Origin of the sequence: Streptomyces sp. NPDC090032 (genome assembly GCF_044748025.1) — a bacterium.
Lineage (GTDB): Bacteria > Actinomycetota > Actinomycetes > Streptomycetales > Streptomycetaceae > Streptomyces.
Genome location: NZ_JBIVFF010000006.1, coordinates 365,093 through 388,910 on the forward strand (window position 1 = coordinate 365,093; position 23,818 = coordinate 388,910).

At 72.6% G+C, this 23,818-nt stretch carries 20 protein-coding genes; 7 read left to right on the plus strand and 13 right to left on the minus strand.

The window, feature by feature from the left end; genetic code table 11:
* The first annotated feature begins 567 nt into the window (after window positions 1–567).
* Window positions 568–1,428, plus strand: coding sequence for an alpha/beta hydrolase (locus ACIPWY_RS17015; RefSeq protein WP_362898024.1), 861 nt, complete (start codon window positions 568–570; stop codon window positions 1,426–1,428).
* 62 nt (window positions 1,429–1,490) lie between these two features.
* Here ACIPWY_RS17015 and pdxH read toward each other — a convergent pair whose 3' ends face one another.
* On the minus strand, window positions 1,491–2,228 hold the full coding sequence (pdxH, locus tag ACIPWY_RS17020; RefSeq protein WP_389539835.1) for a pyridoxamine 5'-phosphate oxidase: 738 nt from the start codon (window positions 2,226–2,228) through the stop codon (window positions 1,491–1,493).
* A gap of 209 nt (window positions 2,229–2,437) precedes the next feature.
* On the opposite strand from pdxH, the gene ACIPWY_RS17025 reads away from it, so the two are divergent.
* Window positions 2,438–3,556, plus strand: a complete 1,119-nt coding sequence (locus ACIPWY_RS17025) for a citrate synthase 2 (RefSeq protein WP_362898026.1) — start codon at window positions 2,438–2,440, stop codon at window positions 3,554–3,556.
* A gap of 106 nt (window positions 3,557–3,662) precedes the next feature.
* Here ACIPWY_RS17025 and ACIPWY_RS17030 read toward each other — a convergent pair whose 3' ends face one another.
* The 10 genes from ACIPWY_RS17030 to ACIPWY_RS17075 all read right to left on the minus strand — a co-directional run bounded on the left by ACIPWY_RS17030 (window position 3,663) and on the right by ACIPWY_RS17075 (window position 14,218).
* On the minus strand, window positions 3,663–4,265 hold the full coding sequence (locus ACIPWY_RS17030) for a TetR/AcrR family transcriptional regulator (protein WP_362898028.1): 603 nt from the start codon (window positions 4,263–4,265) through the stop codon (window positions 3,663–3,665).
* Window positions 4,253–4,999, minus strand: coding sequence for an enoyl-CoA hydratase family protein (locus tag ACIPWY_RS17035; protein ID WP_393701416.1), 747 nt, complete (start codon window positions 4,997–4,999; stop codon window positions 4,253–4,255). The genes ACIPWY_RS17030 and ACIPWY_RS17035 overlap by 13 nt, the downstream gene beginning before the upstream one ends.
* A gap of 157 nt (window positions 5,000–5,156) precedes the next feature.
* Window positions 5,157–5,396, minus strand: coding sequence for a hypothetical protein (locus ACIPWY_RS17040; RefSeq protein ID WP_266671677.1), 240 nt, complete (start codon window positions 5,394–5,396; stop codon window positions 5,157–5,159).
* Complete coding sequence (locus tag ACIPWY_RS17045) at window positions 5,380–5,631, minus strand: DUF6400 family protein (protein WP_362898032.1); 252 nt, start codon at window positions 5,629–5,631, stop codon at window positions 5,380–5,382. The genes ACIPWY_RS17040 and ACIPWY_RS17045 overlap by 17 nt, the downstream gene beginning before the upstream one ends.
* Window positions 5,632–5,922: 291 nt before the next feature.
* The gene (locus ACIPWY_RS17050; RefSeq protein WP_362898034.1) at window positions 5,923–7,092 is read right to left on the minus strand and encodes an acyl-CoA dehydrogenase family protein; all 1,170 of its coding nucleotides are present in this window, start codon (window positions 7,090–7,092) and stop codon (window positions 5,923–5,925) included.
* Window positions 7,092–8,942, minus strand: a complete 1,851-nt coding sequence (locus ACIPWY_RS17055; protein WP_401533847.1) for a biotin carboxylase N-terminal domain-containing protein — start codon at window positions 8,940–8,942, stop codon at window positions 7,092–7,094. The genes ACIPWY_RS17050 and ACIPWY_RS17055 overlap by 1 nt, the downstream gene beginning before the upstream one ends.
* A 17-nt stretch (window positions 8,943–8,959) precedes the next feature.
* Window positions 8,960–10,558 carry an acyl-CoA carboxylase subunit beta gene (locus tag ACIPWY_RS17060; RefSeq protein ID WP_401533679.1) on the minus strand — a complete coding sequence of 533 codons (1,599 nt, stop codon included), beginning with the start codon at window positions 10,556–10,558 and terminating at the stop codon, window positions 8,960–8,962.
* The gene (locus ACIPWY_RS17065) at window positions 10,555–12,255 is read right to left on the minus strand and encodes an acyclic terpene utilization AtuA family protein (RefSeq protein ID WP_401533681.1); all 1,701 of its coding nucleotides are present in this window, start codon (window positions 12,253–12,255) and stop codon (window positions 10,555–10,557) included. Before ACIPWY_RS17065 ends, ACIPWY_RS17060 begins: the two co-directional genes overlap by 4 nt.
* A complete protein-coding gene (locus ACIPWY_RS17070) occupies window positions 12,252–13,046 on the minus strand; it encodes a TIGR03084 family metal-binding protein (RefSeq protein ID WP_401533684.1) in 795 nt (264 codons plus the stop codon). Before ACIPWY_RS17070 ends, ACIPWY_RS17065 begins: the two co-directional genes overlap by 4 nt.
* Window positions 13,047–13,240: 194 nt before the next feature.
* Window positions 13,241–14,218, minus strand: a complete 978-nt coding sequence (locus ACIPWY_RS17075; RefSeq protein WP_393701639.1) for a DMT family transporter — start codon at window positions 14,216–14,218, stop codon at window positions 13,241–13,243.
* Between the two features lie 214 nt (window positions 14,219–14,432).
* Between ACIPWY_RS17075 and ACIPWY_RS17080 the strand changes: the two genes are divergently transcribed.
* Complete coding sequence (locus tag ACIPWY_RS17080; RefSeq protein ID WP_401533687.1) at window positions 14,433–15,380, plus strand: LysR family transcriptional regulator; 948 nt, start codon at window positions 14,433–14,435, stop codon at window positions 15,378–15,380.
* Here the strand turns inward: ACIPWY_RS17080 and ACIPWY_RS17085 are convergent.
* Window positions 15,370–18,315 carry an FAD-binding and (Fe-S)-binding domain-containing protein gene (locus ACIPWY_RS17085; RefSeq protein WP_362898043.1) on the minus strand — a complete coding sequence of 982 codons (2,946 nt, stop codon included), beginning with the start codon at window positions 18,313–18,315 and terminating at the stop codon, window positions 15,370–15,372. The genes ACIPWY_RS17080 and ACIPWY_RS17085 overlap by 11 nt on opposite strands.
* 60 nt (window positions 18,316–18,375) lie before the next feature.
* Here ACIPWY_RS17085 and ACIPWY_RS17090 point away from each other — a divergent pair, with 60 nt between their 5' ends.
* Window positions 18,376–19,587 (plus strand): cytochrome P450, encoded by a 1,212-nt coding sequence (locus ACIPWY_RS17090; protein WP_393701405.1) that lies wholly within the window; start codon window positions 18,376–18,378, stop codon window positions 19,585–19,587.
* A 138-nt stretch (window positions 19,588–19,725) separates the two neighbouring features.
* On the plus strand, window positions 19,726–20,844 hold the full coding sequence (gene serC, locus ACIPWY_RS17095; RefSeq protein WP_362898047.1) for a phosphoserine transaminase: 1,119 nt from the start codon (window positions 19,726–19,728) through the stop codon (window positions 20,842–20,844).
* 67 nt (window positions 20,845–20,911) lie between these two features.
* Here serC and ACIPWY_RS17100 read toward each other — a convergent pair whose 3' ends face one another.
* Entirely contained in the window at window positions 20,912–21,889 is a 978-nt protein-coding gene (locus ACIPWY_RS17100) for a WD40 repeat domain-containing protein (RefSeq protein WP_393701403.1), read from the minus strand.
* 69 nt (window positions 21,890–21,958) lie between these two features.
* Between ACIPWY_RS17100 and ACIPWY_RS17105 the strand changes: the two genes are divergently transcribed.
* Both ACIPWY_RS17105 and ACIPWY_RS17110 read left to right on the plus strand, forming a co-directional pair.
* Complete coding sequence (locus ACIPWY_RS17105) at window positions 21,959–22,651, plus strand: GDSL-type esterase/lipase family protein (protein ID WP_362898051.1); 693 nt, start codon at window positions 21,959–21,961, stop codon at window positions 22,649–22,651.
* Window positions 22,652–22,681: 30 nt separating this feature from the next.
* Window positions 22,682–23,677 (plus strand): aldo/keto reductase, encoded by a 996-nt coding sequence (locus ACIPWY_RS17110; RefSeq protein WP_362898053.1) that lies wholly within the window; start codon window positions 22,682–22,684, stop codon window positions 23,675–23,677.
* Window positions 23,678–23,818 lie beyond the last annotated feature (141 nt).

Genomic DNA, 23,818 nt, shown 5'->3' on the forward strand with positions numbered 1-23,818 from the left:
AAGGCACCCGGGCAACTTACCGACGCGTCAACTCCTGTTCCCACAGGCACAGTTGGGACGTCATCGCATTCCCTGAGAACTCTCGCAGAAAGCAAGATTCACTGTGCGGAATCGCAGCGCGCGGACGTTTTGCGTGCAAGGCTGTCGCGAGAGGCATATGACCTGAGGACTCCTGACCGTCTCGGTTTCGGGTCCGCACCGGTCCGGCCGCGCGGGCGGGGAGGGGGCAGGACGATGTGCCGACGCACCCAGGCAGGGCGCACTCAGGCAGGGCACAGACCGACAGGGCACAGACAGACAGAGGGCCCCGGCGCCTTGCGGCGCCGGGGCCTGTCCTCCCCTGTGCTGACCCGGAGCCCCGAGCTCCCAGGGTCATCCCCTTCGGACCGATTTCCCCGAGCGGTCCGCCTCCCGCTGAAGATCTCCCCTCGGCGGCGGCGGTCAACCCTGGAACGAGGTCACTCGAACGAGGGGTGTTGCCGAGAACGACCCCGTTTTCGAAAAAGAGTTCGATAGCGTGCGCGGGTACGTGACTGCAGGCGCGACCAAAAGGGGGTGCCAGGGCCTATGGTGCGGCGCATCGACGTGACCGGGGCGGGCGGCGTGAGCCTTGCCGCGTGGGAGTTCGCCGACCCTCCCAAGACGGGTGAGGTTGACCAGTCCCCCGGCGTGCTGTTACTGCACGGCCTGATGGGCCGGGCCTCGCACTGGGCGGGCACCGCCCGCTGGCTCTCGGAGCGCCACCGAGCCGTGGCGCTCGACCAGCGCGGCCACGGCCAGAGCCACAAACCCGCCGAGGGCCCCTACGACCGCGAGGCGTACATCCAGGACGCCGAGGCCGCCCTGGTCCAGCTCGGCCTCGCCCCCGCCGTCGTCATCGGCCACTCCATGGGCGCGCTCACCGCCTGGCAGCTCGCCGCGCGCCGCCCCGACCTCGTACGGGCCGTGATCATCTGCGACATGCGGGCCTCCGCGCTCGGGGCGGCGTCCCAGCGGGAGTGGGGCGACTGGTTCGACGCCTGGCCGCTGCCGTTCGCCACGCTCGCCGACGTACGGAAGTGGTTCGGCGAGGACGACCCGTGGGTGGAGCGGCCCCAGCCCTCGCGCGGTGAGTTCTACGCCGAGGTCATGGCGGAGAGCCCGGACGGCTGGCGGCCCGTGTTCGACCACCGCCAGATGCTGGCCTCCCGGGCCACGTGGGTCTACGACGCGCACTGGGAGGAGCTGGCCCAGGTCCGCTGCCCCACCCTCGTCGTCCGCGGCCTCGACGGCGAGCTGGGCCGCGCCGAGGCGCAGGAGATGGTCCGCGTCCTGCCCAGGGGCGAGTACGCGGAGATCGCGGACGCCGGGCATCTCGTGCACTACGACCGGCCGGAGGCGTTGCGTTCCGCCATCGAGCCCTTCCTGGAAGGCGTCCTCACCTCGTAGCGGCGGAACCTCGCGGCGGTGGAACCTCGCAGCCGTGGAACGTCGTAGCCGCGGACCCGGGGTCAGGGGCCGAGGCGTTCGACGCGCCAGGCGCCGGACGCCTCGTGCACGTAGCGCAGCCGGTCGTGGAGGCGGTTCTCGCGGCCCTGCCAGAACTCGACCGTGCGCGGGGTGACACGGAAGCCGCCCCAGTGGTCGGGCACCGGGATGATCTCGCCCTCCGGGTAGCGCTCGTCGAGCTCGGCGTACGCGGTGTCGAGTTCGGCGCGTGAGGTGAGGACCTGCGACTGGGCGCTGGCCCACGCGCCGAGCTGGGAGCCGCGCGGGCGCGAGCGGAAGTACGCGGACGTCTCCTCACGGCTCGTGTGGGCGACGGTGCCGGAGACGATGACCTGGCGGGCCATCGGATGCCACGGGAAGAGCAGGGCGATCTCGTGGTTCGCCGCCAGGTCGCGGGCCTTGCGGGAGCCGTAGTTCGTGTAGAAGACGAAGCCCCGGTCGTCGTAGGCCTTGAGCAGGACGGTGCGCGAGCTCGGCCGGCCGGCCGCGTCCGCCGTGGAGACCACCATCGCGTTCGGCTCGTACAGCACGCCGCGCGCCCGCGTGGCCTCGTTGAACCAGAGCTCGAACAGTTCCATCGGGCGCGCCGGAACGTCCTCCTCCAGGAGACCCTCACCCGGCGGGCGGTACTGCGCACGCATGACGGCGGGGTTCGATGGCGCGTGGTGGTCGTGTTGGTCGTGGTCGCTCACGCCGTCATCCTGCCGTACGCGTGGGGCAGTCGGCCGCGTGGAGTTCATCACTGAGTGGCACTGAGTGCCGCGAGCTCTCCCCAAGGGTGGCACCAGCGGATATCGTCGTCGGTCCCGCCGCCCCTCAGGTTGGGTGACCGCCTGCCGAACGGGGCATCACCGGGGTGACCGATCCGGCCCGCGAGCCCCCGGAGCCGCGCCACCACCGGGTTCTCCGCCGTACACATTCAGTCGTACACATTCGAAGGAGCCGCCTGATGTCCGACCCCGGCTTTGACCCGGGCTTCGTGCCCGGCCTCGAGGGAGTCGTCGCGTTCGAGACGGAGATCGCCGAACCGGACAAGGAGGGCGGCGCCCTTCGGTACCGGGGTGTCGACATCGAGGATCTGGTCGGCCACGTCTCGTTCGGCAACGTCTGGGGCCTCCTCGTCGACGGCGCCTTCAACCCGGGACTGCCGCCCGCCGAGCCGTTCCCCATCCCCGTCCACTCCGGCGACATCCGCGTCGACGTGCAGTCCGCGCTCGCCATGCTCGCGCCCGTGTGGGGCCTGAAACCGCTGCTCGACATCGACGAGGCGCAGGCCCGCGAGGACCTCGCGCGCGCCGCCGTCATGGCGCTCTCCTACGTCGCCCAGTCGGCCCGCGGACAGGGCAGGCCGATGGTGCCGCAGAGCGAGATCGACAAGGCGGGCACCGTCGTCGAGCGGTTCATGAAGCGGTGGCGCGGCGAGCCCGACCCGAAGCATGTCGCCGCCGTCGACGCGTACTGGACGAGCGCCGCGGAGCACGGCATGAACGCCTCCACGTTCACCGCGCGCGTCATCGCCTCCACCGGCGCCGATGTCGCCGCCGCGCTCTCGGGCGCCGTCGGCGCCATGTCGGGCCCCCTGCACGGCGGCGCGCCCTCCCGCGTCCTCGGCATGATCGAGGAGATCGAGCGCACCGGCGACGCGAACGCGTACGTCCGCCGTGCGCTGGACAAGGGCGAGCGCCTCATGGGCTTCGGGCACCGCGTGTACCGCGCCGAGGACCCCCGCGCGCGCGTCCTGCGGCGCACGGCCCGCGAGCTGGGCGCGCCGCGCTTCGAGGTCGCCGAGGCCCTGGAGAAGGCGGCCCTCGCGGAGCTGCACGCCCGCAGGCCCGACCGGGTCCTCGCGACGAACGTGGAGTTCTGGGCGGCGATCGTCCTGGACTTCGCGGAGGTCCCGGCGCACATGTTCACGTCGATGTTCACGTGCGCCCGCACGGCCGGCTGGTCGGCGCACATCCTGGAACAGAAGCGCACGGGCCGCCTCGTGCGCCCCTCGGCCCGCTACATCGGGCCGGGCACGCGCGAACCGCGCGAGATCGAGGGGTTCGGGGACATCTCGGGCTGAGTCCACTGCCCTCAGCACAGCGAGCGGCGCCGCACGGTTCTCCGTGCGGCGCCGTTCGCGTACGCCATCTGCCCCGCGTCATCCGCCTCGCGTCACCTGCCCCGCGTCACCCCAGCGCCCCGTCCAGGATCGCCGCCCACTGCGCGACGACCCGCTCGCGGCGCGGCCCGTCGTCGGTGAGGAGGTTCGCGAGGCCGAGGCCGCGCGCCATGTCGAGGAGACCCTGCACGGTCTCGCGGACGCCGGGGCGCGACTCGTCGGCGGCCAGGAGTTCCACGGCGATGCGGTGGGTCTCGCGGCCGACGCGGGCCTCCAGTTCGGTGACCCGGCCGCCCAGCTGCGGCTCGTTCGACGCGGCCACCCACAGGTGCAGGGCGGCCCGGAACAGCGGGCCCGTGTACAGGTCGACGAGGGCGGCGACGACCTCGGTGCGGCCGCGCGGGCGCAGGGCGCGCAGCGCGGTCGAGCGCTCTTCGGCGACGTACTCGACGGCGGCCGTGAACAGGTCCTCGCGGGTCGGGAAGTGGTGCTGGGCGGCGCCGCGCGAGACCCCGGCCCGTTCGGCGACGACGGAGACCGTGGAGCCGGACCAGCCGCGTTCGGCGAGGCAGGACACGGCCGCTTCGAGGAGCCGCCGGCGGGTGGCGCGGCTGCGGTCCTGTTTCGGGGCGCGCTCGACCGACGTACCGGAGGAGGTCACAGCACCCATGCGGGATCCCGTCGTTCGAGGAAGGCCGTCATCCCTTCGCCTGCCTGCGCGGAGGAGAACAGCCGGGCCGAGAGTGCGCTCAGGTCGCTCGCGTCCCGGTCGAAGGCCTCCAGCACCCTAGCCGTGAGCAGCCGTTTCGTCTCGGCCAGGCCCTGCGGGGACGACCTGCGCAGCCCGTCGAGGACGGGGGCGAGGGCCGCGTCGGCATCGTCGCCCGCTGTCGTCAGGAGCCCGATACGGACCGCTTCCGCCGCGTCGAAGCGCTCGCCCGTCAGGTAGTAGCGGGCGACGGCGCGCGGGTCCGTGCGGGGCAGCAGGGGCAGCGAGATGACGGCGGGCGCGACCCCGATGCGGACCTCGGTGAACGCGAACGAGGCGGCGTGCGAGGCGGCCGAGATGTCACACGCCCCGAGCAGCCCGAGTCCGCCCGCGCGCACGTGCCCGGTGATCCGCGCGACGACGGGCCGCTCCAGCGCGACGATCTGCCGCAGGAGCGCGACCAGGTCCTCGGGCGGGGGCGGCGACTTCAGGTCGGCGCCCGCGCTGAACGTGTTGCCGGTGTGGGTGAGGACGACGGCCCGTACGGCCTCGTCCTTGCCGCACGCCGTGAGCGCGTCCGCCAGCTCGGCGACGAGCGCGGCGGACAGGGCGTTGCGGTTGGCCGGGGAGTCGAGGGTGAGGGTGGTGATCCCGCGCTCGTGCGCGGTGTGGACCAGCGGCCTGGCAGTGCTCATGACGTCTCCCGGAGCTGTCGGCGGAGGATCTTTCCCGAGGCGGCGCGCGGCACAACCCCTCTCCGGTCACGTGGGCGCGACATTCAGAGAGTGGCAGCGGGCACAGAAACAATCAAGCATGCCTGCATGAATCAGGATCCGGCCGTCCGGCCGCGGGTCAGAGCGTCCTGCCGTCGGGCCCGGTCACACCCGGCCGGGTGTTCAGGGACCACATGTGAGTGCACTGCGGGCACTGGAGGTGGAGGACCGGCCCCTGATTGGAGATCAGGTAGCGCCAGTGCTCCCGGCAGTTGCGGCGGTCGGCGCAGGGCGCGCAGTGGCGGGCGTCGTCGCAGACGGGGCAGGCCACCCAGGCGCGCCGGGCGATGTCCGCCTGCGGATCAATGGGAAGCCGCACGACCCGGCCCCTCTCCCGGCAGGACACCGGCCGCCACCAGAAGGTCGTAGGTGCGCTGCTGCTCGGCATCCAGGCCCGAGTAGAGGAGGGCGTGCGCCTCGTCCTCGCCCCGCAGGACGGCCGCCGGATCCCAGTCGGGCCCGAGCGCGGCCACGACCTCGGCGCGGCGCCGGGCCTCCTCGAAGGTCAGGTCGATCGTGAAGGGTATGAGGCCAGGGGAATTGTCTTGGTTCATGGCGAGACTTCCGATGAGCTGAGCAGAACCCGACCATCAGTACCAGGCGCCCCGGCCCCGGGGAAGGGTTACCTAAGTTGCCCTGCGGTGACCGGGAGCGACTTGCCGCCCGTACGGTCGACGGGGCGGCCTCGGATTCACCTACGGGGGTGGGCCGTTGCCGATGTCAGCCATGAAGAGACCGGCACGAGGCGCCGGCGGAACTATGACGTACTTCACGGCGCCCCACGGGGAGAGCCCGGCCATGATCCGCCGGACACCCCCAGGAGCCCGGATCTCCGGCTCAGGTCGCTAGTACGACTTCGGCAGGCCCAGGGTCTGGTGGGACACGTAGTTCAGGATCATTTCCCGGCTCACGGGCGCGATGCGGGCCACCCGGGACGCCGTGATGAGGGAGGCGAGGCCGAACTCGCGGGTGAGGCCGTTGCCGCCGAGCGTGTGCACCGCCTGGTCGACGGCCCGCACACAGGCCTCCGCGGCCGCGTACTTGGCCATGTTCGCGGCCTCCCCCGCCCCGATGTCGTCGCCCGCGTCGTACAGGTGGGCCGCCTTCTGCATCATCAGCCGGGCCGTCTCCAGCTCGATGTGGGCCTGCGCGAGCGGGTGCGCGATGGCCTGGTGCGCGCCGATGGGCGACTTCCAGACGGTGCGCTCCTTCGCGTACCCGACGGCCCTGGCCAGCGCGAAGCGGCCCATGCCGATCGCGAACGCGGCCGTCATGATGCGCTCGGGGTTGAGCCCGGCGAACAGCTGGAGCAGGCCGGCGTCCTCGTCGCCGACGAGCGCGTCCGCGGGCAGCCGTACGTCGTCGAGGACGAGCTCGAACTGCTTCTCCGGCGCCTGGAGTTCCATGTCGATCTGCCGCCGCCCGAAGCCCTCGGCGTCGCGCGGCACGATGAACAGGCACGGCTTGAGGGTGCCGGTGCGCGCGTCCTCGGTGCGGCCCACGATGAGGGTGGCGTCGGCTATGTCGACGCCGGACACGAACACCTTGCGCCCGGACAGGATCCAGTCGCCGCTGTCCCCGTCGCGGCGGGCGGTGGTGGTGATGCGGTGCGAGTTGGAGCCCGCGTCGGGCTCGGTGATCCCGAACGCCATCGTGCGGCTGCCGTCGGCGAGACCCGGCAGCCAGGCCGCCTTCTGCTCCGGCGTGCCGAAGCGGGAGATGACGGTGCCGCAGATCGCGGGCGACACGACCATCATCAGCAGGGGCGCGCCGGACGCCCCCAACTCCTCCAGTACCAGCGACAGTTCGTACATGCCGCCGCCTCCGCCGCCATGCTCCTCGGGCAGGTTCACGCCCAGGTAGCCGAGCTTCGCGGCCTCCGCCCACAGCTCCTCGGGGTGGCCCTCCTCGCGGACGACGCGGGTCATGTAGTCGCGCCCGAAGCGGCTGCCGAGAGCGGCGACGGCGGAGCGCAGGGCCCGGTGCTCCTCGGATTCGAGGACGGGAGCGTTCATCACTGATCCTCCTGTACGACGGCGAGCAGGGCGCCGACCTCGACCTGGCGGCCGGGCGCGGCATGCAGGGCGGTGAGCGTGCCGGAGGCGGGAGCGGTGATGCGGTGCTCCATCTTCATCGCCTCCAGCCAGATGAGGGGCTGCCCCGCGGTGACCGTGACGCCCTCGGCGAGGCCTTCGGCGAGCCGGACGACGGTGCCGGGCATGGGCGCGAGCAGGGATCCCGGCTCCTGGCGTGCGACGGGCTCGGGGAGGCGGGGCAGGGCGGTGAGCGCGGCGCCGTTCACGTACACGCGCTCCCCGTGGACCGCCACGTCGAACTTCCGTACCACGCCGTCCACTTCGAGTACGACGAGCGCGGGGGTCGCGCGCACGACGCGCACTCCGTCCGCGGCCAGGCCGTCGCGGGTGTGCCGGTAGCGCACCTCGTGCTCGGTCCCGCCGGGCTCGCTGCGGTAGTGCTTGATCTGCGGCTGAGACGCCACGTTGCGCCAGCCGCCGAACCGGGAGCGGCCGTGCGCGTCGGCGAGGGCCGCGGCGAGCGGCGCGTACGGGTCCGGGTCCGCCGCCGTGAGCGCGGCCAGGTGCCGGTCGTAGAAGCCGGTGTCCGCGCCGCCCGCGGTGAACTCCGGGTGCCGCAGCGACCGGACGAGCAGCTGCCGGTTGGTGACCGGGCCGTGCACGACAGCCCGCTCCAGGGCGCCCGCCAGCTTGCGCAGGGCCTCGGCGCGGGTCGGCGCGTGCGCGACGGCCTTGGCCAGCATCGCGTCGTAGTGCACCCCGATCGGGTCGCCGTCCGTGAACCCGGTGTCCAGGCGTACGGACGCGGGGACGGACAGCCGGTGCAGCGTGCCGGTCTGCGGGGCCCAGCCGGCGCCCGGATCCTCCGCGTACAGACGGGCCTCCACGGCGTGGCCTCGTGCGGGCGGCGGCTCCTCGTCCAGGGGCTCGCCCTCGGCGACGCGCAGTTGCAGCGCCACGAGGTCGACGCCGAACACGGCCTCGGTGACGGGGTGTTCGACCTGGAGGCGGGTGTTCATCTCCAGGAAGTGCGCCCTGCCGTCGGCGACGAGGAACTCGACGGTTCCGGCGCCCCGGTAGTCGGTGGCGCGTGCGGCACGCACGGCCATCTCCCTCAGGGACACTTCGAGTTCCGGCGTGAGGCCGGGCGCGGGCGCCTCCTCGATGACCTTCTGGTGGCGCCGCTGGAGCGAGCAGTCGCGGGTGCCGAGCGTCCACACGGTGCCGTGCGCGTCCGCCATGATCTGCACCTCGACGTGCCGGCCGCCCTCGATGTACGGCTCGACGAACACCTCGCCGTCCCCGAAGGCGCTCAGCGCCTCGGCCCCGGCGGCGGCCAACTGCTCGTCCAGATCGGCCAGTTCGCGTACGACGCGCATGCCGCGCCCGCCACCGCCGGCGGCGGCCTTCACGAGGACGGGGAGGTCCTTGTCCGTGACGGCCTTGAGGGGCTCGATGCCCATGAGTTCCTTGGCGCGCGTCTTCGACGCCATCGCCTCGATCGCCTCGGGCGGCGGACCGATCCAGGTCAGGCCCGCGTCGGCGACGGCCCGCGCGAAGCCGGCGTTCTCGGACAGGAACCCGTAGCCGGGGTGCACGGCGTCCGCGCCGGCGGCCAGGGCGGCCTTCACGATCAGGTCGCCGCGCAGATACGTCTCGGCGGGCGCAGCCCCCTCAAGCCGTACGGCGGCATCGGCCACGCGCGCGTGGAGGGCGTTCTCGTCGGCGTCCGAGTACACGGCGACGGTCCGGATGCCCAGCTCGGCGCAGGTACGGAAGACGCGGCAGGCGATCTCGCCGCGGTTGGCGACGAGTACAGAGGTGATCATTCGCGTGGTCATGGGCCTCACATCCGGAAGACGCCGAACCCACCGCGCGCGCCCTCGACGGGCGCCGTGTGGATCGCGGACAGGCACAGGCCGAGGACGGTCCGGGTGTCGCGCGGGTCGATGACCCCGTCGTCGTACAGCCGCCCGGAAAGGAACATCGGCAGGGACTCGGACTCGATCTGCTGCTCCACCATGGCCCGCAGCGCGGCGTCCGCGTCGTCGTCGTACGGCTGCCCCTTCGCGGCGGCGGACTGGCGGGCCACGATCGACAGAACACCGGCCAGCTGCTGCGGCCCCATCACGGCCGACTTGGCACTCGGCCAGGCAAACAGGAAGCGGGGGCCGAAGGCCCGCCCGCACATCCCGTAGTGCCCGGCGCCGTACGAGGCGCCCATGAGGACGGAGAGGTGCGGCACGCGGCTGTTGCTGACGGCGTTGATCATCATCGAGCCGTGCTTGATGATGCCGCCCTGCTCGTACTCCTTGCCGACCATGTAGCCGGTGGTGTTGTGCAGGAACAGGAGCGGGATGTCGCGCTGGTTGGCGAGCTGGATGAACTGGGCGGCCTTCTGCGACTCCTGGCTGAACAGGACGCCCTGCGCGTTGGCGAGGATGCCGACCGGATAGCCGTGCAGGGACGCCCAGCCGGTCGTGAGGCTCGACCCGTACAGGGGCTTGAACTCGTCGAAGTCGGAGCCGTCCACGATCCGGGCGATGACCTCGCGCGGGTCGAAGGGCACCTTGAGGTCGCCGGGCACGATGCCGAGGAGTTCGTCGCTGTCGTACTTGGGCGGCTCCACGAGCTGTGGATCCGCGGACGCCTTGCGGTGGTTGAGGCGGGCGACGACGCGGCGCGCCTGCCGGATCGCGTCCCGCTCGTCCACGGCGAAATAGTCGGCGAGCCCGGAGGTGCGGGCGTGCATCTCGGCGCCGCCGAGCGACTCGTCGTCGCTCTCCTCGCCGGTCGCCATCTTCACCAGGGGCGGCCCGCCGAGGAAGACCTTCGCCCGCTCCTTGACCATGATCACGTGGTCGGACATGCCGGGGATGTACGCGCCGCCGGCGGTGGAGTTGCCGAAGACGACGGCGACGGTGGGGATCCCGGCGGCCGACAGCCGCGTGATGTCGCGGAAGATGCCGCCGCCCGGGATGAAGATCTCCTTCTGGGACGGCAGATCGGCGCCGCCGGACTCGACGAGGCTGATGCAGGGCAGCCGGTTGGCGTACGCGATCTCGTTGGCGCGCAGGGCCTTCTTCAGCGACCACGGGTTACTGGCCCCGCCGCGCACCGTCGGATCGTTCGCGGTGATCAGGCACTCGACGCCCTCGACGACTCCGATCCCGGTGACGAGGGAGGCGCCGACGGCGTAGTCGCTGCCCCAGGCCGCGAGGGGGGAGAGTTCGAGGAAGGGCGTGTCGGGGTCGAGGAGCAGCTCGACGCGTTCGCGGGCGAGCAACTTGCCGCGTTTGCGGTGGCGCTGGACGTACTTCTCGCCGCCGCCCGCGAGCGCCTTGGCGTGCTCGGCGTCGAGCGCGTCGAGTCTGCCGAGCATGGCCTCGCGGTGAGCGGCGAAGTCGGCACCGCCGACGTCCAGGGCCGAGGCGAGAACGGTCACAGCAGGACCTCCGGTATGTCCAGATGACGGGAGCGCAGCCACTCGCCGAGCCCCTTGGCCTGCGGGTCGAACCGGTGCTGGGAGGCGACTCCCTGGCCGAGGAGGCCGGTGACGGTGAAGTTGAGGGCGCGGAGGTTGGGCAGTACGTGCCGGACGACCGACAGGTGCCGGCTTTCGGGCAGCAGGCTCTGAAATCGGTCAGCCGTCAGCTCATGACTGATCCAGCGCCAGGCCTCGTCGCCGTCCACCCACACCCCCACGTTCGCGTCCCCGCCCTTGTCGCCGCTGCGGGCGCCCGCGACGAGACCGAGGGGGGCGCGCCGCGTGGGACCGGGCGGCAGGGGCGCGGGCAGGGGCGGTTCCTCCACGTCCGTCAGCGCGCGTGCAGGCCCGTCGTACGTGATCAACTTCCGCTCGCCGTCCGGCAGTACGGCGACCTGCTCGACCTCGCCCCGATCCACGTACGCCGCTTCGAACACCCCGTACGGCGTTCCCTTCCCCGGTGGGGCCGTGACGTGGAAGCCCGGGTAGCTGCCGAGCGCCAGCTCGATCGCCGCGCTGCTGAGGGTGCGGCCCACCGCTTCCGCGTCGCCGTCCCGGACGACGAGACGCAGGAGCGCGCTCGCGGTCTCCTCCGTGTCCGCGTCCGCCCGATCCGTGCGCGCCAGTTCCCACTTCACCTGCGCGGGGCGGGACTTGGCGTGGTCGAACGCCTCGCCCATCTGCTCCCGCACGAGCGCCGCCTTGGCCTCGATGTCGAGCCCGGTCAGCACGAACACGACCTCGTTGCGGAAGCCGCCGAGCCGGTTGAGTCCGACCTTGAGGGTGGGGGGCGGGGCCTCGCCCTGTACGCCGTCGACGCGGACGCGGTCAGGAGCCTCCTGGGTGAGCCGTACGGTGTCCAGCCTCGCGGTCACGTCGGGTCCGGCGTACCGGGCGCTCCCGGTCTCGTACAGGAGCTGTTCCGTCACCGTCCCCACGGTCACGAAGCCACCCGTGCCGGGGTGCTTGGTGATGACGCAGGAGCCGTCCTCGTGGAGTTCCGCGAGGGGGAAGCCGGGGCGCCGCAGGTCGCGGGCCCGCCCGGCGAATCGGGAGTAGTTGCCGCCCGTCGCCTGGGTCCCGCACTCCAGGATGTGCCCGGCGACGACGGCACCCGCGAGCCGGTCGTACGCGTCCTGCTCCCACCCGAAGCGCCAGGCCGCGGGCCCGGTGACCAGGGCGGCGTCGGTGACACGGCCGGTGACCACGATGTCGGCGCCGGCCGCGAGAGCGGCGGTGATCCCGGCGCCGCCGAGGTAGGCGTTGGCGGTGAGGGCACCCGGGTGGCGCCCGCCCGGGGCGAGGTCGTCACCCTCGACGTGCGCCACGCGCGCGTGCAGGCCGAGGCGGTCGTTCAACTCCCTCACGGCGTCGGCGAGTCCGGCCGGATTGAGGCCGCCCGCGTTCGCGACGATGCGCACGCCCCGTTCGAGTGCCAGGCCGAGGGTCTCCTCCAGCTGGCGCAGAAACGTGCGGGCGTAGCCGCGCGCGGGGTCCTTCAGACGGTCGCGGCCCAGGATGAGCATCGTCAGTTCGGCGAGGTAGTCGCCGGTCAGGACGTCGAGGGGGCCGCCGTCGAGCATCTCGCGCAGGGCGTCGAAGCGGTCGCCGTAGAACCCGGAGGCGTTGCCTATGCGCAGTACGTCCCCGCTCACCGCGCCGTGCCCTTGGCCGTGCGCCCGGCTCCCGGCGGTCCCGCGAACGCCTGGGCGATGTCCAGCCACCGGTCGGCGTCGGCGCCCTCGGCCCGCACGTCGAGGTCGGCGCGATGCGCCCGCTGCGTCACCAGCAGACAGAAGTCGAGCCCGGATCCGGTCACGCGCTGCGCCGCGTCTTCGGGCCCGTACGTCCACAGGTCGCCGGAGGGCGCGGTCAGTTCGACGCGGAACTCCTCGGCGGGCGGGGTCTGGCCCCGCGTGGTGAAGGCGAAGTCGCGGGCCCGGATCCCGATGCGGGCCACGTGCCGCAGCCGGTCGCTGGGCTTGCGTTCGACGCCCAGCGCGTCGGCCACGTCCTGGCCGTGCGCCCAGGTCTCCATGAGGCGGCCCGTCGCCATGGAGGCGACCGACATGGGCGGCCCGTACCAGGGGAAGCGCACTCCCGTGGGGGCTGCGACCAGGGCCCGGAGCAGCTCCTCGCGGCCGGCGCGCCAGCGGGCGAGCAGTTCGGCGGGCGGCAGCGCGGCGCCCTCCTCCGCCCCCGCGTCGACGAAGGCGTCGGGCGCGGCGACGGCCTCCTGCACGAGGGCGGCGAACGCGTCGGCGTCCGTGACGGCGATCAGGGCGGAGTGGTCGGTCCAGGCCAGATGGGCGACCTGGTGGGCGACGCTCCAGCCGGGCGCGGGGGTGGCGAGGGCCCATCGGTCCTCGCTCAGCTCACTGACGATCCGGTCGAGTTCGGCGCTCTCACTGCGCAGATCCTCGAGCACGGCCAACGGGTCGGACACGATGCGCTCCCCTCCGGGGCACGACGGCGTGCCCCGGAGCATGGCAGCGCCCGGAGAAACAATCAAGCGTGCTTGTATGAGAATTGGCCAGGGCGGGGGAACGGAAAACGGGGAGCGGCGGACGCCGGAGGGCCTCTGCTCGGCCCTGCACCTGCGTCCGCCGCTCCCGCGCGTCAACCAGCCCGCCGTTCGGCCTACTTGACCTCCGGCACCGGCCGCTTCACGGTCTCCGGCTCGGGCAGCTTCGCCCGCCCGCGGCCCACCTGCGTGCGCACCGCGCCGATGCTGGCCGCGATGACCAGGGCGATCGCCAGGGCGCCGAGGGCGGACAGGGCCTGGTCGAGGATGAGGAATCCGGCGAGCGCGGCGATGGCCGGTTCCAGGCTCATCATGACCGCGAAGGTGGACGCGGGCATGCGGCGCAGGGCGAGGAGTTCGAGGGTGTACGGGAGGACCGAGGACATGACGGCGACGGCGGCGCCGAGGGCCAGCGTCGTCGGCACGACGAGTTTCGAGCCGGACTCCGCGATGCCGATCGGCAGGCTGAGCACGGCCGCGACCCCCATCGCGAGGGCGAGCCCGTCCGCCTGCGGGAACCTGCGCCCCGTACGGGCACTGAAGACGATGTACGCGGCCCACATGCCGCCCGCCGAGACGGCGAAGGCCGCGCCGACCAGGTCCAGTCCGCCGAAGCCGCCCCCGCCGAGGAGGAAGACGCCGCAGAGCGCGAGGCCCGCCCAGAGGGCGTTGACCAGGCGGCGGGAGGCGAGGACCGACAGAGCGAGCGGGCCGAGCACCTCCAGGGTGACGGCCGGGCCCAGGGGGATCCGCGCCGCCGCCTGATAGAAGAGCATGTTCATGCCGCCCATGGCGACGCCGAAGGCGACGACGGTGCCCCAGTCCGCGCGCGAGTGCCCCCGCAGCTTCGGCCGGCACACGACGAGCAGCACGATCGCGGCGAACACGAGCCGCAGGGTGACCACGCCGACCGCCCCGGCGCGCGGCATCAGGGTCACCGCGACCGCCGCACCGAACTGCACCGAGACGCAGCCGCCGAGCACGAGTCCGACCGGGCCGAACGCGCCCCACCGGCCCTTCGGCGCGGCACCCTCGGGCGCGGCGGGAGCCCCCGCCACCTCCGGCTGCGCCACCGCGGCCTCCGGCTGCACCAGCGCGGCGGCCGCCGCGTCGGCGCCGGTCGCCGCCCGGTCGGTACGTGAGACGTTCACGTCTGAGCCTTCCCTTTCACCGCCACCCCCCACAGTTCAACAGGGTGGACTTCAACGTCCAAGGTAGTACACCACGTCATGATCGTGGACCCCTTTTGCGGCTGACGTGCGACAAGGGCCCACCTGCCACGCTAAGACGCCGCGCTCGGTCCGTGAAATGCCTACTGTGCTCCCGTTATGCTCCCCAGGCATGAGCGGTCCGTACGCCCTCCACTCGCTGGAGCTGCGCCATCTGCGCTGCTTCCTCGCCATCGCCGAGGAGGGCAACGTCACACGCGCCGCCGCCCGCCTCCGCCTCACCCAGCCCGCCGTCTCGCGCACCCTCGCGACCCTTGAGGAGGCACTCGGCGTACGGCTCGTCGACCGGTCCACCCACCACCTCACGCTGACCGCCGAAGGCAGGGCGTTCCAGGAGAGCGCGGCGGCCGCCGTCGCCGCGTTCGAGGACGCCCTGGACTCCGTCCGCGCCGTGCGGCGCCCGCTGCGGCTCGGGCACGCCTGGTCGGCGGCGGGCCCGTACACCACGCCCCTGCTGCGGCGCTGGCGCGAGCGGTACCCCGACGTGCCGCTCGAACTCCTGCGTATCGACGACCGCACGGCCGGCCTGACCCGCGGCGCCGTCGACATCGCGCTGCTGCGCGGGCCCGTGGACGCGCCGGGCCTGGTCACCGAGCTGCTGCACACGGAGAGCCGCGTCGCGGCCGTCCCCTCCGACAGCCCCCTCGCGGCGCGCGGCGCACTCACCCTCGCCGACCTCTCCGGCCACACCATCGCCGTGAACACCGTCTCCGGCACCACCGCCCCCGACCTCTGGCCGGCCGCCGCCCGGCCCACCGCGACGATCACCGTGGCGAACACGGACGACTGGCTAGCCGCCATCGCGGCCGACCGCGCGGTGGGCGTCACGACGACCGCCACGCCCGGCATGCACCCGCACCCCGGCGTCGTCTACGTCCCGCTCACCGACGCCCCCGACCTGCCCGTGGTCCTCGCCTGGCGCGACGGCCCGCGCCACCCCGCCGTGAGGGACCTCGTGGAACTCGCCCACGAGGTCATGCCGTCCGGCGGCGCGCGCCGCGTCCGGCGCACAGGCCCTACGGAGTGATCCCCAGCGCCTCCGCGAGGACCTCCGCCAGATGCCGCCCCGGCCGGCCCCCTTCCGGTGCCAGCTGTTCCAGCTGTGTGCGGCACGAGAAGCCGTCCGCGAGAACCACCGCCCCTTCGCCGGCGGTGCGGACGGCCGGCAGGAGCTGTTCCTCCGCACAGGCCACCGACACGTCGTAATGCCCCTCCTCGAAGCCGAAGTTGCCCGCGAGACCGCAGCAGCCGCCGCTCAACTCGCCTTCCAGACCAGCCCTTTCGCGCAGCCGCCGCTCGTCGGCGTCGCCGAGGACCGCGTGCTGGTGGCAGTGGGTCTGGCCGACGGCGGGGCGGTCGACACGGGGCGGGTCCCAGTGCGGAACGAGCCGCTCCAAAGCCTGGGCGAACGTGAGGACCGAGTCGGCGAGGCGCCGGGCGCGCGGGTCGTCCGGCAGCAGCTCCGGCAGATCGGTACGGAGCGCGGCGGCGCAGCTCGGCTCCAGGACGACGACGGGCAGCCCCGCGTCGATGACCGGCCGCATCAGGTCGAGGGTGCGGCGCAGGACGGCTCGGGCACGGTCGAGCTGGCCCGTGGAGACGTAGGTGAGGCCGCAGCAGACGCGGCCACGGCGCGACGGCAGGAGCCCGGCGACCGCCGCCAGGCCGTCCGGCTTGTGGTCGAAGACCCGCGTCGGGGGCGGCAGCACCGAGAGCCCCGCCGCTTCGAGGACCCGCACGGCGGCACGCCCGACCTGCGGCGCGAGATGCTCCGTGAACGTGTCCGGCCACAGCACGACCTCAGGCCCGTCGCCCCCGGACCGCGCCGCGCCGCCCCGCCTGGCCGCCTGCACCCGCCGCCGCAGCTCCCGCCGCCACCCCGCGCTGAACGTCTCGGCGGCCACCCGCGGAATCTTCCGCTCCGACGCGATCCCGCCGAGCCGCTTGCCGAGGGCGGCCAACGGCTCCACGCGCGCGACGGCGTTGACCGCGCCGGCCACGCGCGCGTGCTGCACGGCCCACAGCCAGCGCGGCAGCCACCCCATGGAGTAGTGCGCCGCCGGCCGCCTGCGCCCTTCGTAGTGGTGGTGCAGGAACTCCGCCTTGTACGTGGCCATGTCGACGCCGACCGGGCAGTCCGTGCGGCACCCCTTGCACGACAGGCACAGGTCGAGCGCGTCCCGTACCTCCGTGGACTGCCAGCCGTCCGTGACGACCTCGCCGGCGAGCATCTCGTGCAGCAGGCGCGCGCGCCCGCGCGTGGAGTGCGCCTCCTCGCCCGTCACCCGGAAGGACGGGCACATGACACCGCCCGAAGGAGCCGATTCCGTACGGCACTTGGCGACGCCCACGCAGCGGCGTACGGCGGCGGAGAAGTCGCCGCCGTCGTGCGGGTAGGCGAACTCGACGTCGACGGGGCCGCGCGGCAGGACGGCGAAACGCAGGTTCTCGTCGAGGCGGGCGGGGCGCACGAGCACGCCGGGGTTGAGCAGCCCGTCCGGGTCCCACGCGTCCTTGATCCGCCCGAAGAGGCCCACCAGCTCGGTCCCGTACATCTTCGGCAGGAGTTCGGCGCGGGCCTGCCCGTCGCCGTGCTCCCCGGACAGTGATCCGCCGTGCGCGACGACGAGGTCGGCGAGGTCCTCGGAGAAGTGGCGGAAGCGCCGCACCCCGGTCTCGCTGAGGAGGTCGAAGTCGATGCGCACGTGGATGCACCCGTCACCGAAGTGCCCGTACGGGGTACCGCGCAGCCCGTGCTGCGCCAGGAGCCCCCTGAAGTCCCGCAGATACGGGCCGAGGCGGGCGGGCGGCACCGCGCAGTCCTCCCAGCCTGGCCACGCCTCGGTGCCGTCCGGCATGCGGGTCGCGGTGCCGGAGGCGTCCTCGCGGATGCGCCACAGGGCACGCTGGCCCGCGGGGTCGTCGACGATGAGGGAGTCCGTCGTGCCTCCGGCCGCGGCCCGCACGATCGCCTCGGCGCGCGCGCATGCCTGCGCCGCGGTGTCGCCGCCGGTCTCGACGAACAGCCAGGCGCCGCCCTTCGGCAGGCCGGCCTGTTCCCGTACGAGGTCGGCGGCCATGCCCTCGACCGTGAGCGGCCCGTACGGCAAAAGCCCCGCGGCGGCCTCGGCGGCGGCGCTCTCGTCGGCGTAGGCGAGCACCGCGAGGGCACGCGCGCGTGGCGCCTCGACGAGCCGGACCGTGGCCTCGGTGACGATGCCGAGGGTGCCTTCGGTGCCGCAGAGGAAGCGGGCGAGGTCGACGCCGTTCTCGGGGAGCAGGGCGTCGGCGGCGTACCCGGAGATGCGGCGCGGCAGGTCGGGGAAGCCGGTGCGCAGGAGTGCCAACTCGCCCTCGATCAGCGGACGGAGGGAGTCAGGGGCGCCTTGCCAGCCACGGCCCAGGGTGCGCTGCCGGAAATCACCGCCGGACTGACGGACGACAGCGGACAGCGAACGGACGTTGTCGGCCGTCGTCCCGTAGGCCACCGAATGCGACCCGCACGAGTTGTTCCCGATCATGCCGCCGAGCGTGCACCGGCTGTGCGTGGACGGGTCGGGCCCGAACCGCAGGCCGTGCGGCGCGGCCACCTCCTGGAGCCGGTCGAGCACAACTCCCGGTTGCACCACGGCAGTCCGCGTGTCCGGATCAACGTCCACAATTCGGTTCATGTGCCGCGTGAAGTCCATGACGACGCCCGTCCCCGTCGCCTGGCCGGCGATCGACGTACCGCCGCCGCGCGCCACGACCGGCACCCCGTGCTCCCGGCAGACCGCGAGCACGGCCGCCACGTCATCGGCGTCGCGCGGCGCCACGACGCCGACGGGAACTCTCCGGTAGTTCGACGCGTCCATGGTCATCAGCGCCCGCGCAGCCGCGGAGAAGTCGACCTCCCCGCGCACGACGCCGCGCAACGCCCTCGCGATACCTTCCGGGTCCTGGTTTCCCACGGTGGCAGCCATGCCCCCAGCATGCATCTCCCCCGGGAACGACAACAGTTCGCCACGACAGGAGCAACTCCCATGCCCCGCATAGCCCTCGATCCATTCGTCACCGACCTGGACGCCGAGAGCGCCGCGCTGCGCGCCGCGGGGCCCCTCGCCGAGGCCGAGCTGCCGGGCGGTGTACCCGTATGGGCGGTCACGCATCACGCGGAGGCACGTCAACTCCTCACGGACCGCCGCCTGGTGAAGGACATCGAGGTGTGGGGCGCGTGGCGGCGCGGCGAGATCCCGGACGACTGGCCGCTGATCGGGCTCGCCAACCCGGGCCGTTCCATGCTGACCGTCGACGGCGACGACCACCGCCGGCTGCGCACGCTCGTCGCGCAGGCCCTCACGCCGCGCCGGGTGGAGCTGATGCGCGACCGGATCGCGCGGCGCACCGAGGAGCTCCTGGACGCCCTGCCCACGGACGGCACCACCGTCGACCTCAAGGCCACGTTCGCCTACCCCCTCCCCATGTACGTCATCGCCGACCTCATGGGCATCGACGACTCGGCGCTGCCCCGCCTGAAGGTCCTCTTCGAGAAGTTCTTCTCCACGCAGACCCCGCCGGCGGAGGTCGTCGCGACGCTGACGGAACTGGCCGGGATCATGGCCGCCACGGTCGCGGCCCGGCGCGCCGAACCCGGTGACGACCTGACGAGCGCCCTGATCCTGGCGTCGGGCGACGACGGCGACCGGCTCACCGACGAGGAGATCGTCTCCACGCTCCAGCTGATGGTCGCGGCGGGCCACGAGACGACGATCTCGCTGATCGTCAACGCCGTGGTGAACCTGTCCGCCCACCCCGGCCAGCTCGCCCAGGTCCTCGCCGGCGACGTCCCGTGGGAGGCGGTGGTCGAGGAGACGCTGCGCCACTCCACGCCGACGTCGCACGTCCTGATCCGCTTCGCCGCCGAGGACGTACCGGTCGGCGACAAGGTGATCGCGAAGGGCGAGGCGCTGATCGTTTCGTACGGGGCCATCGGCCGGGACGAGGCCGCCCACGGCCCCCGTGCGGGTGACTTCGACATCACCCGCAACTCCCCGAACCGCCACATCTCGTTCGGCCACGGCCCCCACGTGTGCCCGGGCGCGGCGCTCTCCCGCCTGGAGGCGGCGGTGGCACTCCCGGCCCTGTACGCCCGCTTCCCCGACCTCACCCTCGCCGTCCCGCCCACGTCCCTGCGCCACAAGCCGGTGGTGACGCAGAACGACCTCTTCGAGCTGCCGGTACGGCTTCGTCCCTGAAGCCCGGCCTGTCCAGCCTCTCCGGCGCTTGAGGAGCGGGGTCCGGGGCGGAGCCCCGCAACGTCCACCCGGGTGGGGCACGGTCTCAGCCGACGGACACCGACAAGACGGCGTGCCCCGAGCCGCTAGGCTCACGTCGTGGCTGAGATCCAGATTCCCGCTGACATCAAGCCCGCCGACGGACGTTTCGGCGCGGGCCCCTCCAAGGTGCGCACGGAGGCGCTGGACGCCCTGGCCGCCACCGGCACGTCCCTGCTCGGCACCTCCCATCGCCAGGCCCCGGTCAAGAACCTCGTCGGCCGGGTGCGCGAAGGGGTCAAGGACCTCTTCCAGCTCCCCGAGGGCTACGAGGTGATCCTGGGCAACGGCGGCTCCACCGCCTTCTGGGACGTGGCGACGCACGGCCTGATCGAGAACAAGTCGCAGCACCTGAACTTCGGCGAGTTCTCGTCCAAGTTCGCGAAGGCCTCGAAGCTGGCCCCGTGGCTGGCCGAGCCGACCGTGATCGCCTCCGAGCCCGGCACGCACCCCGAGCCGCAGGCCGAGGCGGGCGTCGACGTGTACGGCCTCACGCACAACGAGACCTCCACCGGCGTCGCCGCCCCGATCAAGCGCGTGGCGGGTGCCGACGACGGCGCCCTCGTCCTGGTGGACGCGACCTCCGGCGCCGGCGGCCTGCCCGTCGACATCGCCGAGACGGACGTCTACTACTTCGCCCCGCAGAAGTCGTTCGCCTCGGACGGCGGCCTGTGGCTGGCGGCGTTCTCGCCGGCCGCCCTGGAGCGCGCCGAGCGCATCCACGCGTCGGGCCGCCACATCCCGGAGTTCTTCTCGCTGCCGACGGCGATCGACAACTCCCGCAAGAACCAGACGTACAACACCCCGGCGCTCGCGACGCTGTTCCTGCTCGGTGAGCAGCTGGAGTGGATGAACAGCCAGGGCGGTCTGGCCTGGACGACGGCCCGCACCAAGGACTCGTCGACGCGCCTGTACAGCTGGGCCGAGGACTCCAAGCACGCGACGCCGTTCGTCACGGACGCCGCGAAGCGTTCGCAGGTCATCGGCACGATCGACTTCTCGGACGAGATCGACGCGGCGGCGGTCGCCAAGGTGCTGCGCGCCAACGGCATCGTCGACACGGAGCCGTACCGCAAGCTGGGCCGCAACCAGCTGCGCGTCGCGATGTTCCCGGCGATCGACCCGGCGGACGTCGAGGCGCTGACGAAGTGCATCGACTACGTGATCGAGAAGCTCTAGTCGCACCGGTTCCACGTTGATGGGGCGCCCGGCATCACGCCGGGCGCCCCATCGGCGTACGGCGTCACTACTTCTTCGGCCGCCGCAGCAGCCGCCCGATCCCGAACACGGCGATCACCACGGCGATGAGCCCGACCGCGCCCGCGCTGAGTCCCGTTTCGATGCGCCCGTCGCCCGAGTCCCCGTCCGCCGAGGGCGCCTTCGAGTCGCCGCCGGACGACCCGTCCCCGGCCTGTACGGGCTTCACCGAACTGCCCCGGCCCTCGCTCCCGTAGAGCAGCGTCTTCCCGTCGGCGGTGTACGTGACGGACTCGCCCTGCGGCTGCATCGGCACGCTCAACTGCCCCTCGCGCTCGGGCTTCCCGTCCTTCCAGGCGTACGAGATCCCGCCGAAGTAGCCGCGCAGGGCGAGGTGCCTGCCGTCGGGCGAGAACGCGCCGTCCGTCACCCACAGGTCGATGCCGGACACACGCCGGAAGACGTTCGTGCCCGACGCGGACAGGTTCTCGGGGCCCTCGTAGAGGCCGCCGCCGTCCTCGTTCTTCTCGGCGATGTAGACACGGCCGGTCTTCGGATGGACCATCAGCGCCTCGGCGTTGCGGGGCCCGTCCGCGTACTTCACGACGTACTGCGTCGCCCGCACGGTCTGGTCGACGAGCTCCTTCGGCTCGGGCAGCTTGTAGATCCACACGTGGTCCCACTTGCCGCCGAGGTTGTCGCCGATGTCGCCGACGTACAGGTTGTTGTCGGGGCCGATGGAGATGGCCTCGACGTCGCGCGGGGCGCCGACGCCGGTCAGGGTGAGGGTGGCGACGGTCTTCCCGGTCCTGCCGTCGACCGCGTACAGGTACGCGCCGTCGCTGCTGTCGTTGTGGGTCCAGTAGATGCCCGGGTGGATCCGGGACGCGGCGAGGCCGCTGGACTCTGTGATCCGGGGGTCCTTGATGGTGAAACCGTCGCTGCCCGGGTCGTCCGCCACGGCGGGAGCGGTGGCACCGAACGCGAGAACGACGGCGGCTCCGGCCGCACCCAGAAACGAACGCATGCCCCCAGCTTGCCAGGGCGTGCTCAGCGTCACACACTCCGCCCGGCCTTGATCCGCCATGATGAGCGGATGCTCAGGTTCACTTTCGTCGGCGACTCGATGACGATAGGCAGCGCGGGCGAACTCACCTGGCGCTACCGGATGTGGCAGCATCTGCGGGCCGCGTACGGCGACGGCGCGTTCGAGATCGCCGGGCCGCGCGAGACGCTCCACGACAAGACGGCGAACGCCCCGGTGTCGCACGACTACGCGGACGCGGACCCCGAATTCCCGCGCGGTCACCTCGCGGGCTGGGGCGAGGGCTGGCTGCACATGGCGGCCGTCATCGAAGAGGCGGTCGCGCTCGCCCGCACCGACGTCCTGCTCATCTCGCTCGGCCTGATCGACCTCGGCTTCTACACGAACGCGGAGCAGACCGCGCAGAACGTCCGCCGCTTCGTCGCCGGGGCCCGCGCGGCGAACCCGCGGGTGCGGATGGTCCTGCTGCCGGTCATCCCGAACGTGCGCGCCGAGACGGACGCGCCGTTCGCCGCGGAGGTCGCCCACTTCAACACGCTTCTCGCGAAGGCGGTCGCCGACCTCGACTCGGGCCGCTCCCCCCTGCTCCTCGCGTCCGTCCCGGAGTCGTACGACATCCACCAGGACACGTACGACGGCACGCACCCGAACGAGAGCGGTGAGCGCAAGCTCGCGGACACGTTCGCCCTCGCGATGCGTCAGGCGTGGGGTCCGCCGGACGCATCGCACGGGGGCCTTGCCTAGAGTCCACTCCACGCCGTTGGCTGGGGACCCATGAAGTACACGCAGCTCGGACGCACAGGACTCAAGGTCAGCCGTCTCGTTCTCGGCACGATGAACTTCGGCCCGCAGACCGACGAGGCCGACAGCCACGCGATCATGGACACGGCGCTGGCCTCGGGGATCAACTACTTCGACACCGCCAACGTCTACGGCTGGGGCGACAACAAGGGCCGTACCGAGGAGATCATCGGCAGCTGGTTCGCCCAGGGCGGCGACCGGCGGGACAAGACGGTCCTGGCCACGAAGGTCTACGGCAACATGGCCGGCGAGGGCACCAAATCCCCCTGGCCCAACCACGACAAGCTCTCCGCGGTCAACATCCGCCGCGCCGTCGAGGCCAGCCTCAAGCGGCTGGGCACGGACTACATCGACATCTACCAGTTCCACCACGTCGACCGCGAGACCCCCTTCGAGGAGATCTGGCAGGCCGTCGACGTCCTGATCCAGCAGGGCAAGATCCTGTACGCCGGGTCGTCGAACTTCCCCGGCTACAAGATCGCCCAGGCCAACGAGAAGGCGGCCGCCCGCGGCACCCTCGGCCTCGTCAGCGAGCAGTGCCTCTACAACCTCTCGGAGCGCCGCGCCGAGATGGAGGTCATCCCGGCCGCGCAGGAGTACGGCCTCGGGGTCATCCCCTGGTCGCCGCTGCACGGCGGCCTGCTCGGCGGAGTCATCAAGAAGGAGGTCGAGGGCGGTCGCCGCGCGAGCGGCCGGGCCGCGGACGCGCTCGCGAACCCCGAGACGCGCGCCCAGCTCCAGGCCTACGAGGACCTGCTCGACAAGCACGGCCTCGCGCCCGGCGAGGCGGCGCTGGCCTGGCTCCTGACCCGTCCCGGCGTCACCGGCCCCATCGTCGGCCCGCGCACCTCGGAACAGCTCGACTCGGCGCTGCGCGCGGTCGAACTCGAACTGAGCGAGGAGGTCCTCACGGGCCTGGACGAGATCTTCCCGGGTCCGGGGCCGTCGCCGGAGGCGTTCGCCTGGTAGAGCGGGGGCCTCGCGCTGCAAACGGCCGGGGGTCCGGGGGCCGCCCCCCGGGACAGCACAGCCCGGGCCCGGGGCCGTCGCCGGAGGCGTTCGCCTGGTAGAGCGGGGCCTCGCGCTGCGAACCTGGTAGCCGACCGGCTA

What these genes read in the sequence shown, in the direction of transcription:
- ACIPWY_RS17015 (WP_362898024.1), top strand. Translation starts at nt 568, where the DNA reads ATGGTGCGGCGCATCGACGTGACCGGGGCGGGCGGCGTGAGCCTTGCC.
- pdxH (WP_389539835.1), bottom strand. Translation starts at nt 2,228, where the DNA reads ATGAACTCCACGCGGCCGACTGCCCCACGCGTACGGCAGGATGACGGC.
- ACIPWY_RS17025 (WP_362898026.1), top strand. Translation starts at nt 2,438, where the DNA reads ATGTCCGACCCCGGCTTTGACCCGGGCTTCGTGCCCGGCCTCGAGGGA.
- ACIPWY_RS17030 (WP_362898028.1), bottom strand. Translation starts at nt 4,265, where the DNA reads ATGGGTGCTGTGACCTCCTCCGGTACGTCGGTCGAGCGCGCCCCGAAA.
- ACIPWY_RS17035 (WP_393701416.1), bottom strand. Translation starts at nt 4,999, where the DNA reads ATGAGCACTGCCAGGCCGCTGGTCCACACCGCGCACGAGCGCGGGATC.
- ACIPWY_RS17045 (WP_362898032.1), bottom strand. Translation starts at nt 5,631, where the DNA reads ATGAACCAAGACAATTCCCCTGGCCTCATACCCTTCACGATCGACCTG.
- ACIPWY_RS17050 (WP_362898034.1), bottom strand. Translation starts at nt 7,092, where the DNA reads ATGAACGCTCCCGTCCTCGAATCCGAGGAGCACCGGGCCCTGCGCTCC.
- ACIPWY_RS17055 (WP_401533847.1), bottom strand. Translation starts at nt 8,942, where the DNA reads ATGATCACCTCTGTACTCGTCGCCAACCGCGGCGAGATCGCCTGCCGC.
- ACIPWY_RS17080 (WP_401533687.1), top strand. Translation starts at nt 14,433, where the DNA reads ATGCCTACTGTGCTCCCGTTATGCTCCCCAGGCATGAGCGGTCCGTAC.
- ACIPWY_RS17085 (WP_362898043.1), bottom strand. Translation starts at nt 18,315, where the DNA reads ATGGCTGCCACCGTGGGAAACCAGGACCCGGAAGGTATCGCGAGGGCG.
- ACIPWY_RS17090 (WP_393701405.1), top strand. Translation starts at nt 18,376, where the DNA reads ATGCCCCGCATAGCCCTCGATCCATTCGTCACCGACCTGGACGCCGAG.
- ACIPWY_RS17100 (WP_393701403.1), bottom strand. Translation starts at nt 21,889, where the DNA reads ATGCGTTCGTTTCTGGGTGCGGCCGGAGCCGCCGTCGTTCTCGCGTTC.
- ACIPWY_RS17105 (WP_362898051.1), top strand. Translation starts at nt 21,959, where the DNA reads ATGCTCAGGTTCACTTTCGTCGGCGACTCGATGACGATAGGCAGCGCG.
- ACIPWY_RS17110 (WP_362898053.1), top strand. Translation starts at nt 22,682, where the DNA reads ATGAAGTACACGCAGCTCGGACGCACAGGACTCAAGGTCAGCCGTCTC.